The 13,120-nt window shown below is 60.8% G+C and carries 12 protein-coding genes and 1 pseudogene; 11 read left to right on the forward strand and 2 right to left on the reverse strand.

The window, feature by feature from the left end:
* Positions 1–120 precede the first annotated feature (120 nt).
* Entirely contained in the window at positions 121–3,660 is a 3,540-nt protein-coding gene (locus KHO31_RS24295) for an indolepyruvate ferredoxin oxidoreductase family protein (RefSeq protein ID WP_236071421.1), read from the forward strand.
* 54 nt (positions 3,661–3,714) lie between these two features.
* Positions 3,715–4,800: a Leu/Phe/Val dehydrogenase gene (locus KHO31_RS24300; protein WP_211624298.1), complete on the forward strand. Its 1,086-nt coding sequence runs from the start codon at positions 3,715–3,717 to the stop codon at positions 4,798–4,800.
* 69 nt (positions 4,801–4,869) lie between these two features.
* On the opposite strand, the gene KHO31_RS24305 is transcribed toward KHO31_RS24300, so the two are convergent.
* Positions 4,870–6,102, reverse strand: coding sequence for an NAD(P)/FAD-dependent oxidoreductase (locus KHO31_RS24305; protein WP_201082526.1), 1,233 nt, complete (start codon positions 6,100–6,102; stop codon positions 4,870–4,872).
* Positions 6,103–6,109: 7 nt separating this feature from the next.
* Here KHO31_RS24305 and KHO31_RS24310 point away from each other — a divergent pair.
* The 5 genes and pseudogenes from KHO31_RS24310 to antB all read left to right on the forward strand — a co-directional run.
* Positions 6,110–6,283: pseudogene (locus KHO31_RS24310) on the forward strand (helix-turn-helix domain-containing protein); the annotation flags it as partial.
* Positions 6,284–6,688: 405 nt separating this feature from the next.
* A complete protein-coding gene (gene benC / locus KHO31_RS24315; protein WP_201082493.1) occupies positions 6,689–7,708 on the forward strand; it encodes a benzoate 1,2-dioxygenase electron transfer component BenC in 1,020 nt (339 codons plus the stop codon).
* Between the two features lie 98 nt (positions 7,709–7,806).
* On the forward strand, positions 7,807–8,247 hold the full coding sequence (locus KHO31_RS24320) for a bacteriohemerythrin (RefSeq protein WP_236071423.1): 441 nt from the start codon (positions 7,807–7,809) through the stop codon (positions 8,245–8,247).
* A 103-nt stretch (positions 8,248–8,350) separates the two neighbouring features.
* Complete coding sequence (gene antA, locus KHO31_RS24325) at positions 8,351–9,745, forward strand: anthranilate 1,2-dioxygenase large subunit (RefSeq protein ID WP_201086080.1); 1,395 nt, start codon at positions 8,351–8,353, stop codon at positions 9,743–9,745.
* Complete coding sequence (gene antB / locus KHO31_RS24330; RefSeq protein ID WP_201082530.1) at positions 9,745–10,233, forward strand: anthranilate 1,2-dioxygenase small subunit; 489 nt, start codon at positions 9,745–9,747, stop codon at positions 10,231–10,233. The genes antA and antB overlap by 1 nt, the downstream gene beginning before the upstream one ends.
* Positions 10,234–10,275: 42 nt before the next feature.
* On the opposite strand, the gene KHO31_RS24335 is transcribed toward antB, so the two are convergent.
* Positions 10,276–11,292, reverse strand: coding sequence for an AraC family transcriptional regulator (locus KHO31_RS24335; RefSeq protein WP_201082497.1), 1,017 nt, complete (start codon positions 11,290–11,292; stop codon positions 10,276–10,278).
* Between the two features lie 374 nt (positions 11,293–11,666).
* On the opposite strand from KHO31_RS24335, the gene KHO31_RS24340 reads away from it, so the two are divergent.
* From KHO31_RS24340 to KHO31_RS24355, 4 genes are all read left to right on the forward strand, one after another.
* Entirely contained in the window at positions 11,667–11,819 is a 153-nt protein-coding gene (locus KHO31_RS24340) for a hypothetical protein (protein ID WP_201082499.1), read from the forward strand.
* A 313-nt stretch (positions 11,820–12,132) separates the two neighbouring features.
* Positions 12,133–12,594: a VOC family protein gene (locus tag KHO31_RS24345; RefSeq protein WP_201082501.1), complete on the forward strand. Its 462-nt coding sequence runs from the start codon at positions 12,133–12,135 to the stop codon at positions 12,592–12,594.
* A 4-nt stretch (positions 12,595–12,598) separates the two neighbouring features.
* Positions 12,599–12,949 carry an ArsR/SmtB family transcription factor gene (locus KHO31_RS24350; protein ID WP_236061734.1) on the forward strand — a complete coding sequence of 117 codons (351 nt, stop codon included), beginning with the start codon at positions 12,599–12,601 and terminating at the stop codon, positions 12,947–12,949.
* The gene (locus KHO31_RS24355; RefSeq protein WP_201082503.1) at positions 12,946–13,092 is read left to right on the forward strand and encodes a hypothetical protein; all 147 of its coding nucleotides are present in this window, start codon (positions 12,946–12,948) and stop codon (positions 13,090–13,092) included. Before KHO31_RS24350 ends, KHO31_RS24355 begins: the two co-directional genes overlap by 4 nt.
* Positions 13,093–13,120 lie beyond the last annotated feature (28 nt).

Genomic DNA, 13,120 nt, shown 5'->3' on the forward strand with positions numbered 1-13,120 from the left:
TCGGAAACTGGCGTAGTTTGCCAAACTGGAGAAATTTTGCGGCTCAGTTTGGCACGAATTTCCTCTATCGGCTACCTAAAATGGCTTGCATGCCACCCCTACGGGCAGAGGAGACAAACAATGAATATGCGAGCAGTGGAGCTGGGGCGCCAGATCGACATGGAGTACGGTCTCGAGGACCGTTACCGCCGGGAGAACGGAACCGTTTTCCTGACGGGCACCCAGGCGCTGGTGCGAATTCTGGTTGAACAGGCGCGTAGCGATCGCGCTGCCGGCGTCCATACCGGCGGCCTGGTGTCGGGCTACCGTGGCTCGCCGCTGGGTGGCTTCGACCAGGAACTGTGGCGCCAGAAGAAACTGCTCGCCGAGCACGCAATCCGCTTCGAACCGGGCTTGAATGAAGACCTGGGCGCCACCATGCTGTGGGGCGCGCAACAGGTCGACGCATTTCCGGGCAAGCGTGTCGAAGGCGTTTTCTCGATGTGGTACGGGAAAGGTCCAGGCGTCGATCGAACCGGGGATGTCTTCCGTAACGCGAACATCATAGGCACGTCGCGGCAGGGCGGTGTGCTCGCCGTCGCGGGTGATGACCACGCGGCACAATCGTCGATGTTCCCGCACCAGACGGACCACGTTTTCGAAGGCGCGATGATGCCGATCCTCTTTCCGGCATCGGTTGAGGAATATATCGAGTTCGGCCTGACGGGTTACGCGATGTCGCGTTTTTCGGGCCTGTGGGTCGCTTTCAAGGCGATCACCGAAACCGTTGAAAGCGGGCGCTCGATGGCCGTGCAGACGCATGGTGCCAGCGGGGTGCCCCGCTTCACGCAACCCGTCGACATCCACGTGCCGGACGGCCGTGGTTTCAACTACGACCCGAATCTTCGCTGGCCGGCCGAGCGCAGCGAACTTGAACGACGCGTACTCGACGAGCGGCTGCCTGCCGCACTCGCTTTCATGCGTGCGAACCCGGTCGATCGCACTTTGGTGCGGCCGCGCGGCGCACGGGTCGGTATCGTCACGGTGGGTAAAGCGCACGGTGATGTACTGGCGGCTTTCCAGGCTCTCGGACTATCGCCGAAGGAGCTCGAGCGCCTGGGCATTGGCGTCTATAAAGTCGGGATGATCTGGCCGCTTGAGGCTGAGGGCATGCGCGCATTTGCACGCGGCATGCAGGCCCTTGTCGTCGTCGAAGAGAAGCGCTCTTTCGTCGAGCGTCAGATCAAGGAAGCGCTGTTCAATGTGCGCGCGGACGAACGTCCCGCCGTGTTCGGCAAGGATCTGGGCGAAGCAGGACCGCTGCTGCCCGCAGCGATGGAGTTCGCGCCGGAACAGGTGGCCGCCGCCCTCAAACTTTTCTTTGCCCACACCAAGGTTGAACTCACGGCACTCGCTCCGCGCGTTGCGCCGGTTCAACGCAGCGGTTCGCGCGTCATCCCGCTTACGGCCAGCAAGGATGAGCAGCCGCTGACCCGCAAGCCGTTTTTCTGTGCAGGCTGTCCGCACAATACGTCGACTAAATTGCCCGACGGCTCTTACGCGGCGGCCGGCATTGGTTGCCACATCATGGCCTTGGGCGAAGCAGGCGATACCGCCACGTTCTGTCAGATGGGCGGGGAGGGCGTGCAGTGGATCGGCATGTCCACCTTCATGGATATGCCGCACATGTTCGTCAATCTTGGGGACGGCACCTATCAGCACTCAGGGAGCCTCGCGATTCGCCAGTCCGTTGCGGCGAAATCGAACGTCACCTACAAGATTCTCTTTAACGACGCGGTAGCGATGACCGGTGGCCAGCCCACCGAAGGCAGTCTCACCGTTCAGCGCGTGGTGGCCCAGGTGATCGCAGAGGGCGTGGCCAAAGTGGTTGTCGTCTCCGACGAACCCGAAAAGTATGCCGGCCCACTGAGCCTGCCGGCCAACGTCGACATTCAACATCGGGATGACCTCGATGCACTCCAGCGAACGTTGCGTGCGGCCAAAGGCGTCTCGGTCATTGTGTACGACCAGACCTGTGCGGCCGAGAAGCGCCGTCGGCGTAAGCGCGGCAAGCTGATCGACCCGCCCCGGCGCGTGGTGATCAACCCGGCCGTTTGTGAAGGCTGCGGCGACTGCTCGGTGCAATCGAATTGCATCGCGATCGAACCGCTCGAGACTGAACTGGGTCGTAAGCGCGCCGTCAATCAGTCGAGCTGCAACAAGGACACGTCGTGCCTCAAAGGGTTTTGTCCCAGCTTCGTGACGGTGGAAGGGCTGCAGCCTAAACAGCCGGATCAGAAGCGCATTGGCGCCATCGAAGCCGAATGGCGCGCGAAACTTCCCGCGCCCGCGGCTGTGCCAGCGGATGTGGAGGCACATGCCAACATCGTCGTCACCGGCATCGGCGGCACGGGCGTCGTCACGATCGGTGCGATTCTGGCGATGGCCGCTCATCTGGAAGGCAAAGGGGCATCCACGCTGGATTTCACGGGTCTCGCGCAGAAGAACGGTGCGGTGATCAGTCATGTACAGATTGCGGCCAGCCGCACACAGATCGTGACGTCACGCATCGGCGCGCACGCCGCGAATGTTCTGCTCGGCTGCGATGCGGTGGTCGCGGCGTCAGCGGGCGCGCTTTCACGGGTCGCTTCGGGTGTAACGCGGGCAGTCGTGAATGAACGGATTACGCCGACGTCGGACTTTGTGCGCGATGGCGATTTGCCGGTTAGCAAAGCGATTCATCAGCGCGCGATCGAAGGTGCGATCGGTACGGGTTCATCCGTGTTCTGGGACGGCTCCGGTGCAGCAGAGATCCTGTTCGGCGATGCGATTGCATCGAACATGATGATGGTGGGGTACGCGTATCAACGAGGCCTGATTCCGCTTTCGGAAGCGGCGATCGGGCGGGCCATCGAGCTGAACGGGACGGCCGTGAAGATGAACGAGCGCGCCTTCTTCTGGGGGCGGCTGCTGGCTCACGACGCGACGGTGATCGAGCGGGTTACCGGCGCGGCTGCGGCCGCGCCCGGCGAGTTCGAACTTGAGCGTTTCGTCGCCGATCGCGTGCGTGATCTCGAGCTTTACCAGAACGCCGCATATGGCCGCCGCTTCATGGCGCTTGTCGATCGCGTGCAGCAAGCAGAGCAGCGCGTTTCTGGCGCTGCCGGCGAACTCACGGAAGCGGTAGCACGCAACTACTTCAAGGTGCTCGCATACAAGGACGAGTACGAGGTCGCCCGGCTTCATACCGACGGCAGTTTCGGCACCTACCTGTCGAGTGCCTTTGACGGCAGCGGCAAACAAACCTTCCACATGGCGCCGCCGCTTCTGACGCGTCGCGACCCTCGCACCGGCCGTAGAAACAAGATTGCGCTTCGTGGCGCATGGCTCACACCGCTTCTGCGCGTGTTGAAGCATGGCAAGGTTTTGCGTGGCACGCCTCTCGACCTGTTCGGTCGTCAGCCGGACCGCGTCATCGAACGCGCGTTGATTGGCGAATTCGAGGAAGACGTCAACCTGGCTGTTCAAAGTCTGACACCCGGGACGATTGAGGCGGCGGTTGCGCTGCTGCGCGTTCCGTCGTCGATTCGCGGCTTCGGTGTCGTCAAGGAGCGGAATTACGCCAATACCCAGCCGGTGCGTCAGCGTTATCGCGCGATGTTGCTGGCGAGCGGCCGGTAGCGAGCCACTGATTGCTGAATCAACCAACCACCTAACCCTCATTTGAGTTATTCCATGAACGCAAAAGTTGACGCGCAAAATCTTAATGCTGTTTCACGCCTGTTCGAGCTCGACGGTGAGCCGCCGCACGAGAAGGTCCTGTTCGTGTCGGATCCGAAAACTTCACTGAGGGCAATCATCGCCGTACACAATACGACGCGAGGGCCTGGGTTTGGCGGCTGCCGTATGTGGCAATACGCGAGCGATGAGGAAGCGCTTCGGGATGCGCTGCGTCTTTCGCATGGGATGAGCCTCAAGAACGCCATGGCCGATCTGCCATACGGCGGCGGCAAGTCCGTCATTATTCGTGGCGACCGGCAGCTGAATCGCAAGGAACTCTTCGAGGCGTTCGGCCGCGCGGTGCATTCACTCGACGGTCAATACATTGCGGGCGAAGATGTCGGAACGACCGTGGACGACCTGCTGGCCGTCAGGAGTGTGACGCCCTATGCAAGCGGTATTCCGCGCGACGGGGGATTCGGTGGCAATCCCTCACCGAAGACCGCTCTCGGGGTGTATGTGGCCATTGAAAGGGCAGCCAACGTCCTGCTCGGTGCGGCGTCGCTCGACGGCGTGACGGTGGCGGTGCAGGGGCTGGGCTCCGTCGGTTGGAATCTTGCCGAGCGCCTGCATGCCGCCGGCTGCAAGCTCATTGTGGCGGACATCGACGCTTCGAGGGTCGCTGCAGCGCAGACCCGTTTCGGGGCGCAGATCGTCGATGTGAATGAGATCGTGACGCAGCAGGCCGATGTGTTTGCTCCCTGCGCGCTTGGTGCCGTGCTCAACGTGTCCACCATCGCGGAGATGCGCTGCAAGATCGTAGCCGGCGCCGCGAATAACCAGCTGGCGATGACCGAAGACGCGCAACGCTTGCATCAAAGGGGCATCGCGTATTTGCCGGATTACGTCGTGAACGCTGGCGGTATCATCAGTTGCGTGCGCGAGTATGAAGGTAATGGAGACGATGCGGCAGTCGACGCTGAGGTGATTCGAATTGCCGACCGTATCGCAGATCTGATGGAGGAAGCTGGCGCCGAGGGTAAGTCAGTGGCTGATGTGGCCTATCAGCATGCCCGCCGGAAGATCGGTGCTCCCGTCTAAGCGGCAAGGTAACGTGCAGGGTGCCGCGGTGCCGCAATGCGACGCCCTGCGCGATGAACCGTCCTACTTCTAGAACCGCTCCACCCTGAACGGCCGCGTGTCCACCAGCGTCTCTTCAAGGGTCATCATCTCGGCGATCAGCCGGCCCGTGACCGGGCCCAGCGTCAGCCCGTGGTGCGCGTGGCCGAACGCGAACCACAAGTCCTCGTGATTTTTCGCGGGCCCGATGATCGGCATCATGTCGGGCGTGCAGGGGCGTCGCCCCATCCAGGGCTCGTCGTCGAGACGCGCGCCCAATGGAAACAGCGTGCGCGCAATCGGCTCGACTGCCGCGAGTTGCGTGGGCGTTTTAGGCGCATCGCAGTGCGCGATCTCCGCGCCTGTGGTCAAGCGGATGCCTTTTGCCATGGGCGCCAGCAGGTAGCCTTTCTCGACGTCCAGTACCGGATGATTCAGACGGGCCGCTGCCTGGGCGGCATAGTGCATGTGGTACCCGCGTTTGACGGCGAGCGGCAAGTGATAACCGAGCCGCGAACTGACGCGGTCCGACCACGGCCCCAATGCGACCACCGCTGATGAAGCCGTGATCGTTCCCTCTTGCGTATCGACCGCCCAACCCTCACGAAACGAGTCTGCATCGCCGATGAAAAATCGTCCGCCGAGCGCTTCGAAATACTTCGCGTAGGCCGTGACGAGCGCGTTCGGGTCGCTCACGGAATCGGACGCCGTGTAGCGCAAGCCGCCGGCCAGGGTCTTGTCGAGATGGGGCTCGTGCTGTTGAAGGCGCGCGGCGTCGAGCGCTTCGAACTCGACGCCATACTCCCGATGCCACTGTTCAGCGAGCCGGGTTTCCGCGTCCCGTGCCTTGTCGGTGCGAAACACCTTGATCCAGCCGGTGTGGCGCAATAACGCGCTCGCGCCGGCCGCGGCGGCCAGCGCGCGGTGCTCGTCCACGCAATGCTCGATCAGTGTCGCGTACGACTTCGCGATAGCGGCGTGTTTTGCCGGATGAGAGTTGCGCCAGTATTGCCACAGGAACGGCGCTGTCTTGAGCATGGCATCGGCATGGTAGCGGACGTCCGGCGACTGGTTGCGCGCGTACCGAAGCAAGGTGCCGAGGTCGCGTGGAAACGCATAGGGATACACGCCCTCGCGCTGGATCAGCCCGGCGTTACCGAACGACGTTTCGTTACCTGGCAGTTTGCGGTCGACTAGCGCGACGTTGCGGCCGCGTTTTTGCAGATGCACGGCAACGCATACGCCGACAATGCCCGCGCCGAGCACAACGGCATCGAATTTCATGGTGCTCATGAACTCACCTGTTGTTGATAAAAGGCCAAGCGGCGTGAGTCATCATAGGCATTTTCGGCAGGCGCGCAAGGCGCGCGGGCTGACATTGACGGCATTATCGGCGCGTTCGGGCATTGCGGTGTCGATGATCTCCAAGGCCGAGCGCGGTGATATCGCGCTGACCTACGACAAGGCCCCTGAGGCGTTACCGCTGCCGGAGGTCAGTTGCACGTCTGTAGTTTGGTTAAAAGACGCGCTGCAGCCATCGCCCACAAGACGTACCTCTTTTGGCATAGGCCGCATGTTTGCGCGATTCGCCGTCGTTTTGCTCGCGAGTTGGCTGCGAAGTGTCGCCGACACCCCGACAGGGTATGCAAATCGACGTCTGGCGCCTGATGTGTTGTGCAAGAAACGGACAGAACGATTGAGCCCTGGAGCCGATTTCGGATAGCCCTGTTACACCCGTCCCCCTAGACTTCTATCAACAGCAGTGCCATCCGGTTCCTGCCCGCAAACGCAGTAAGTGGGCGGTTGGCCGAGCGAAGACGCGAATGCGAACGGAACTGCGATAACGGCACCCAAGATTGGAGACAAGGTAATGAGCTTTGACATCGCGCTCAATTTCGAGGACGGCGTAACCCGCTTCATCAATTGCGGCAGGGCGGAATCCGTGGTGGACGCGGCATATCGCCAGGGAATCAACATTCCGATGGACTGCCGTGAGGGCGCTTGCGCCACGTGCAAGTGCCGTGTCGAATCAGGCGACTATTCGCTCGGCGACTATATCGAAGATGCCCTCAGCAGCAGCGAAGCGGACCAGGGCTACGCGCTGGCATGCCAGATGCGGCCGACGTCCGATTGCGTCGTGCTTGTGCCGACGAGCTCAACCGCGTGCAGCACGAGGCAGGAAAGCTACGTTGCCCAAATCAAAGAAGTGCGCCGACTCTCCGAAAGCACGTTCTCGCTCGCGCTTCAGGGCGATGGCCTGAAGGACCTGGTGTTCCTCCCGGGCCAGTACGCCAACCTGCAGGTTCCGGGCGAGGAGCACCGTCAACGTGCCTACTCGTTCAGTTCGATGACGGCGCGCGGCAACAGCGTGACGTTCCTGATCCGCAATGTCCCCGGTGGCCTGATGAGCAGCTTTCTCAAGGAGCGCGCGACGCCGGGGGGCGAGATGATCATGAACGGGCCGTTCGGGAGCTTCTACCTGCGCCCGCTGGTGCGCCCGCTCCTCATGCTGGCAGGCGGCACGGGACTCGCACCGTTCCTTGCAATGCTCGACAAGATCGTCGCGGCCGGCGGCAGTCCGTTCCCGATTCACCTGATTTATGGCGTGAACACCGACCGGGATGTCGTAGAGATCGACAAGCTCGAGACCTTCACGCGTCTCATCCCGAGCTTCACTTTCGAAGTCTGCGTTGTGGACGCAAACAGCGAGAGGCCGAAGAAGGGATACGTGACACATCACATTGAACCGGCGCACCTTAACGACGGCGATGTCGATATCTACCTTTGCGGCCCGCCGCCCATGGTCGAAGCGGTTGCCCAGCATCTACGCGACGTGAACGTGAAGTCAGCATCGTTTCATTTCGAGAAATTTGCCGCCAGCATCAGCTAGCTAACCTTACTAACCGGCCCGCGAGGTTCCTCGATCTGCCCGGGTTCGGGTTGCAAGGTCAGAAGGTACTACGCAGCGGGTTTAAAGCAGGAGTGCAGATGGATATCGCCGCCGATCTGGATTGGAACGACCGCTATTTGATTGGGCATCAGGGGATGGATGACAGCCATCGGGAGTTCGTGACGCTGGTCAACGCGATCCTCTGTGCGGACGATCAACAGCTCCCTGCAGCGCTGGAGGCTTTTGTCGGTCACATCGAAGAGCATTTCCGGTTTGAAGAGCATCTGATGAGGAAGTTCGGCTATCCGGCAACGGATTGCCACATCGAAGAGCACGAGAAGGTGCTGGCGTCAGTGCCCGAGGTGCGCGCGCTGGTGAACGCCGGCCAAGTCGGCGTAGGCCGCGAGCTGGCGCAGGCCCTGGCGGACTGGTTTCCGGGGCACTCGGATCACATGGATTCGGCGATCGCGGCCTGGGTCGTGAAGAAAACCTCTGGCGGCGCGCCCGTTGTGTTGCGCCGCGCAATGCAACTCACTTGACCTTGCCTGGTGAAGAAAAGGTAACGCCGGATGCGATCCCGGCACCAGGCATAGGCCGTTCAATCTATCGCAGCACCGTCATCGGCAGTTGAAAGGAGATTTCATGTCTATCGCACGAACAGAGAAGGAGTGGCGAGAGTTCGTCACAGGTTGCCTGGACTTCCGTCCGGATGACAACATCTATCGGGTGGCGCGCGCCATGTTCACCGAACCTGAGCTGTTCGAACTCGAGATGGAGATGATCTTCGAGAAGAACTGGATTTACGCCTGCCACGAGAGCGAGATCAGCAAGCCACATGACTACGTCACCATGCAAGCCGGGCGTCAGCCGATGATCATCACGCGCGGTGCGAATGGAGATCTGAATGCGCTGGTCAACGCGTGCGCACATCGGGGCGCGACGCTGACCCGGATGAGCAAAGGCCATCAGTCAACGTTCGCGTGCTCTTTTCACGCCTGGACGTTTCGCTCCGACGGCAAGCTGCTGAAGGTGAAAGCACCGTCCGAATACCCCCAGGGATTCGACCTGTCCCAGCGCGACTTGAAGAAGGCGCGCGTCGCGAGCTACAAGGGCTTCGTCTTCGTGAATCTCGATAACGAGGGCACGATGTCACTGGAGGATTACCTTGGCGACGCCACGGCTTTTCTCGACCTGATGGTGGCGCAGTCGCCAACGGGCGAGCTCGAGGTGCTGCCGGGCAAGGGTCACTACACGTATGCCGGCAACTGGAAGCTGCAGAACGAAAACGGCCTGGATGGCTATCACGTCAGCACCGTGCACTACAACTACGTCGCCACGGTGACGCATCGCATGGAGATCAATGCCAAAAATGGCTCGGACGTCAACGATACGCTCGACTACCGCAAGCTCGGTGCCGGCGACGACGCGACCGACGACGGTTGGTTCTCGTTTCCCAACGGCCACAGTGTGCTGTTCAGCGAGATGCCGAATCCGGAGGTGCGTCCTGGCTACGCGACCATCATGCCTCGCCTCGTCAAGGAATATGGCCAGCGGAAGGCGGCATGGATGATGAACCGGCTGCGCAACCTGAACGTTTATCCGAGCCTGTTCTTCATGGATCAGATCAGCTCGCAGTTGCGGATCATTCGACCCGTCGCGTGGAATAAGACCGAGATCATCAGTCAGTGCATTGGCATCAAAGGCGAGTCCGATGCGGATCGGGAAAACCGCATCCGCCAGTTCGAGGACTTCTTCAATGTTTCCGGTATGGGGACGCCCGACGATCTGACTGAGTTCCGCGAAGCCCAACGCGGCTTTCAAGGCCGGATGGAGCGGTGGAACGATATCTCCCGAGGCTGCGACAAGTGGATTACCGGCAGCACACCGAATGCCGAAACACTCGGTATCGCGCCTGTTCTCACCGGCGCCGAGCTGACTCACGAGGGGCTCTACGTCAACCAGCACAGCGCGTGGCGCGATGCCCTTGTCAAAGGGCTCGAAGCCAGGATCCGTAACGCAGAAGGAGCGAAACAATGATGGCCGATTTGCAGCGTAGCGTGGAACAGTTCCTGTACCGGAAGTCGGAACTGTGCGACCGGCGCCAATGGGTTGACTATCTGGAACTGTTCGACGAGAACTCGGAGTTCCACATTCCCCAGTGGGACTCCGAACATGTGTACACGACCGACCCGAAGCGCAGCATGTCGCTGATCTACTATGCGGACCGCGCGGGTCTGGAAGATCGCGTGTTCCGCCTCGGGACAGGCAAGTCAGCGGCGTCCACGCCGTTGCCTCGCACGCTGCACCAGATCAGCAACGTGATGATCCAGCAGGTTTCCGATTCGCAATTGGAGGCGAAGTGCAAATGGGTCACCCACGTTTATCGGTTCGGGCAGTCGTCGTATTTTTACGGAGATGCGACGTATCTGCTGAAACCGGTCGGCTTTAGCTGGGTGATCCTTAAGAAGCATGTCATTTTGCTTAACGACACGATCGATTCCGTCCTCGACTTCTATCACGTTTAAGCGGGCAGGGTGTGGCCGGCAAGAAGCGGATGCGACCCAGGCTCAGCGTTCTCGCCGTTTCTGGGTTTCACGCGGCAATTCATTAAATCGCGTGAAATAGTACGCGGAGAAGCGCCCGAGATGCCCGAAGCCGAACATCAGTGCGGTGTCCGTGACGCTCGCTGCGGCGTCGAGCAGCAGGCGGGCCCGGACGGCATCGAGGCGCATGTTGCGAAGCAACTCCATCGGCGTAACGCCGTGATAGCGATGACACATCACGTTGAGCGTACGAAGACTGACGCCGGTCACGCGTGCCAGATCTTCCAGCGATATCGGCGCGTGAAGGCGCGACTCGATATATTCGAGCATGGCGTCCATCTGCCTGACGCCGCCGTTGTGCGCTCCGGACTCGCTCCGCGTGCTGCTGGAGTCGGCGGGTAGGAGCGCTGCCTGCGACGTGGAGAGCGGGGCGTGATGGAGAAACAGGAACAGCGCGAGATTACGTTCGAAGTGATCACGCCATTCAGCCCGTATGCTGGGATCGCCGGACATTGACGAGATGTTAAGCAACGACTGAACTAACAGGTCCCATTGCGAGCCGAGGTGCCGTGGGAGAAGAAGGCCTGGCATGAGGCTGGTGGTCTCGTCCTCCACTTTCCCGGAAACCTGCTGGATGAGCGAATTGGGAATCCGGACGATCAACTGTTGGGTGCCTGCCATCCAGCGAAGCCGGACGTGCTGCTTGGGCGCCAGGACTGCCGTGCGGCCTTCGGAGACGCTCATGACGTGCCCGTCGCACTCGAATTCCGCGCACCCGGAGAGTGAGGTATGCAGCAGGGTGAAGCCGTCGAACGGGCGCGGCGTAACCTCTACTTCGGCGCCATACCGCAACTCATATATCTTCAGTTGATTCAATTCCCCCTTGAAGAGCGCCGCATCCCGTGCGCCTTGCTTCCAGCGCAGCACGTGATCGGTCAATTCCCGCGTGACATGGTCGTGCGTCTCCACGTGCTTGTCGGACCTGAATAGGCAGTTCCGGTGCAGCGCCTCGAGTACCTCGGTCTTGGGGGACAATGCCATGTTCGCTCCGCTGAGTTTCGAACTACAGGAGGCACCCGCACAGTCAGGGATGCTTGCCCGTTAGCTCAATAATTGCGCGCAAGGCTCCTATCCGGATCATAAGGTTTGTGCATGAGCTTGTCATAGATTCTGCAAATAATGGATAGGTCAGGATGTCGGGGCTGCACTATTCGGATAGTGAAAGCTAGTGTGAATTCCTAAGCTCCGAAGATCCCCATGCGGAGACAATGTCCGCGATCAATCGCTGATCAGCATATTTCAACAGTGCCGGTGCGCAGACGAAGCAGTCTATGTGCCGCCCGGCCAGGTGACGGTCGATAAAATGATGAGTATTCCTTTGAAAATAAGAGAATCAGATTATCTGGAAGGGTTTGATGGCGACGTGGGTCTTCACGGTCCCGACGGCGATCTGCAGGTCACGCGCGAACGCCGACCTGCAAAAGCGGCTCCGCAATGCATACGAGTACCGCGACTCGCTGCTCGGTTTCGTGCTGACTCATTTCACTCTCCTTGGCGTTGGCAAGTGACTTTGCCGTACCTTCATCTTTGCCGGGGAAGGCCGAAGCGTCGAGTTATCCGTTGTTGGTACTTGCGAGGCGCGCGTGAACCGGACCCCTCGTCGTACACGCTCCGCGGGAAATGGTGCTGGATAAGCCTCCCGGCAGTGCAGACTGCCGGTAGTCCCGTTAGATGTTGTTAGCGCGTTCGTTAGCGCGGAAAACGGGAGCGAACGTTTCATGGTTCGATGAACGGACAGTAGGGTAAGGGCGTCCTTGCCTTTTCGATTTGTTTAACTATAGTGTTAAATATTAACCGAAAGGTTTATCAATGGAGGTAATCATGAACGAGCCGTTTCATCGTCCTTCGCTGGGCGCGTCGGTGTACTACAAGGACCCGTTTGCCGCGCTCGATTGGCTCGAGAAAGCGTTCGGCTTCGAGCGTCAATTGGTGGTCACGGATAGCGACGGCCAGTTGGGCCACTCGGAAATGCGTTTCGGCGACAGCTACATCATGATCTGCCGCGAATGGTCGGAAGACGCGGCGAGCCCGGCTTCGATCGGCGGCAAGAATACGCAATCGGTGCACGTGCAACTGCGCGAGGGGATCGACGAACATTGCGCCCGCGCGTGCGCCGCGGGCGCTGTCATCACGCGCGAGCCGGCGGATCAGTTTTACGGCGACCGTGTCTACGCGGCGCGCGATCCGGAAGGGCACGTCTGGAGCTTCGGCCAGACCGTGCGAGAGGTGTCGCGCGAGGAAGCCGAGCGCGTGAGCGGCCTGAAAATCGAAGGATGGGTTTAAACCGATGGGTAAGCCGATGGCATTGCCTGCCAGCGCCTCGCTCGACCGTACGCTGGCCGCGCTAGCCGATCCGAACCGGCGTCAGGTGGTCGATCTGCTCAGCCAGCAGCCGATGCGCGCGGGCGAACTCGCGCAAGCCACCGGCCTTTCGCCGCAGGCGATGAGCCGGCATTTGCGTGTGCTGCGTTCGAGCGAGCTGATCGAGGAATCGCACGACGGCGTCGACGCGCGCGTGCGTCTCTACGTGCTGAGATCGGCGCCGATGAGCGAACTGAAGGCATGGCTCGAACAGACCGAAGCCTTGTGGTCCGAGCAATTGCTGGCGTTCAAGGCACATCTGGAGCAGCAGGAATGAGTTCGCGCGTGCAGGTGTCGCTACGCGTCGCGGCAACCCCGCTGCGTGCATTCGATGTGTTCACGCGCGAGATCGGCAGATGGTGGCAGGCCTTGCTGGCGTCTCTACGGACTGAAGTGCAAGGCACTGCGCCGCCACGCTGAAAGGCGGCGCGTTCTCTGTCCCATTCGC

It is taken from the genome of Paraburkholderia domus (assembly GCF_905220705.1).
GTDB lineage: Bacteria > Pseudomonadota > Gammaproteobacteria > Burkholderiales > Burkholderiaceae > Paraburkholderia > Paraburkholderia domus.

Bases quoted from the DNA above. Each gene is read 5' to 3' on its own strand.
- antB (WP_201082530.1), top strand. From the start codon at position 9,745: ATGGCCGATTTGCAGCGTAGCGTGGAACAGTTCCTGTACCGGAAGTCG.
- antA (WP_201086080.1), top strand. From the start codon at position 8,351: ATGTCTATCGCACGAACAGAGAAGGAGTGGCGAGAGTTCGTCACAGGT.
- KHO31_RS24305 (WP_201082526.1), bottom strand. From the start codon at position 6,102: ATGAAATTCGATGCCGTTGTGCTCGGCGCGGGCATTGTCGGCGTATGC.
- KHO31_RS24300 (WP_211624298.1), top strand. From the start codon at position 3,715: ATGAACGCAAAAGTTGACGCGCAAAATCTTAATGCTGTTTCACGCCTG.
- KHO31_RS24355 (WP_201082503.1), top strand. From the start codon at position 12,946: ATGAGTTCGCGCGTGCAGGTGTCGCTACGCGTCGCGGCAACCCCGCTG.
- KHO31_RS24320 (WP_236071423.1), top strand. From the start codon at position 7,807: ATGGATATCGCCGCCGATCTGGATTGGAACGACCGCTATTTGATTGGG.
- KHO31_RS24345 (WP_201082501.1), top strand. From the start codon at position 12,133: ATGAACGAGCCGTTTCATCGTCCTTCGCTGGGCGCGTCGGTGTACTAC.
- benC (WP_201082493.1), top strand. From the start codon at position 6,689: ATGAGCTTTGACATCGCGCTCAATTTCGAGGACGGCGTAACCCGCTTC.
- KHO31_RS24295 (WP_236071421.1), top strand. From the start codon at position 121: ATGAATATGCGAGCAGTGGAGCTGGGGCGCCAGATCGACATGGAGTAC.
- KHO31_RS24350 (WP_236061734.1), top strand. From the start codon at position 12,599: ATGGGTAAGCCGATGGCATTGCCTGCCAGCGCCTCGCTCGACCGTACG.
- KHO31_RS24335 (WP_201082497.1), bottom strand. From the start codon at position 11,292: ATGGCATTGTCCCCCAAGACCGAGGTACTCGAGGCGCTGCACCGGAAC.
- KHO31_RS24340 (WP_201082499.1), top strand. From the start codon at position 11,667: ATGGCGACGTGGGTCTTCACGGTCCCGACGGCGATCTGCAGGTCACGC.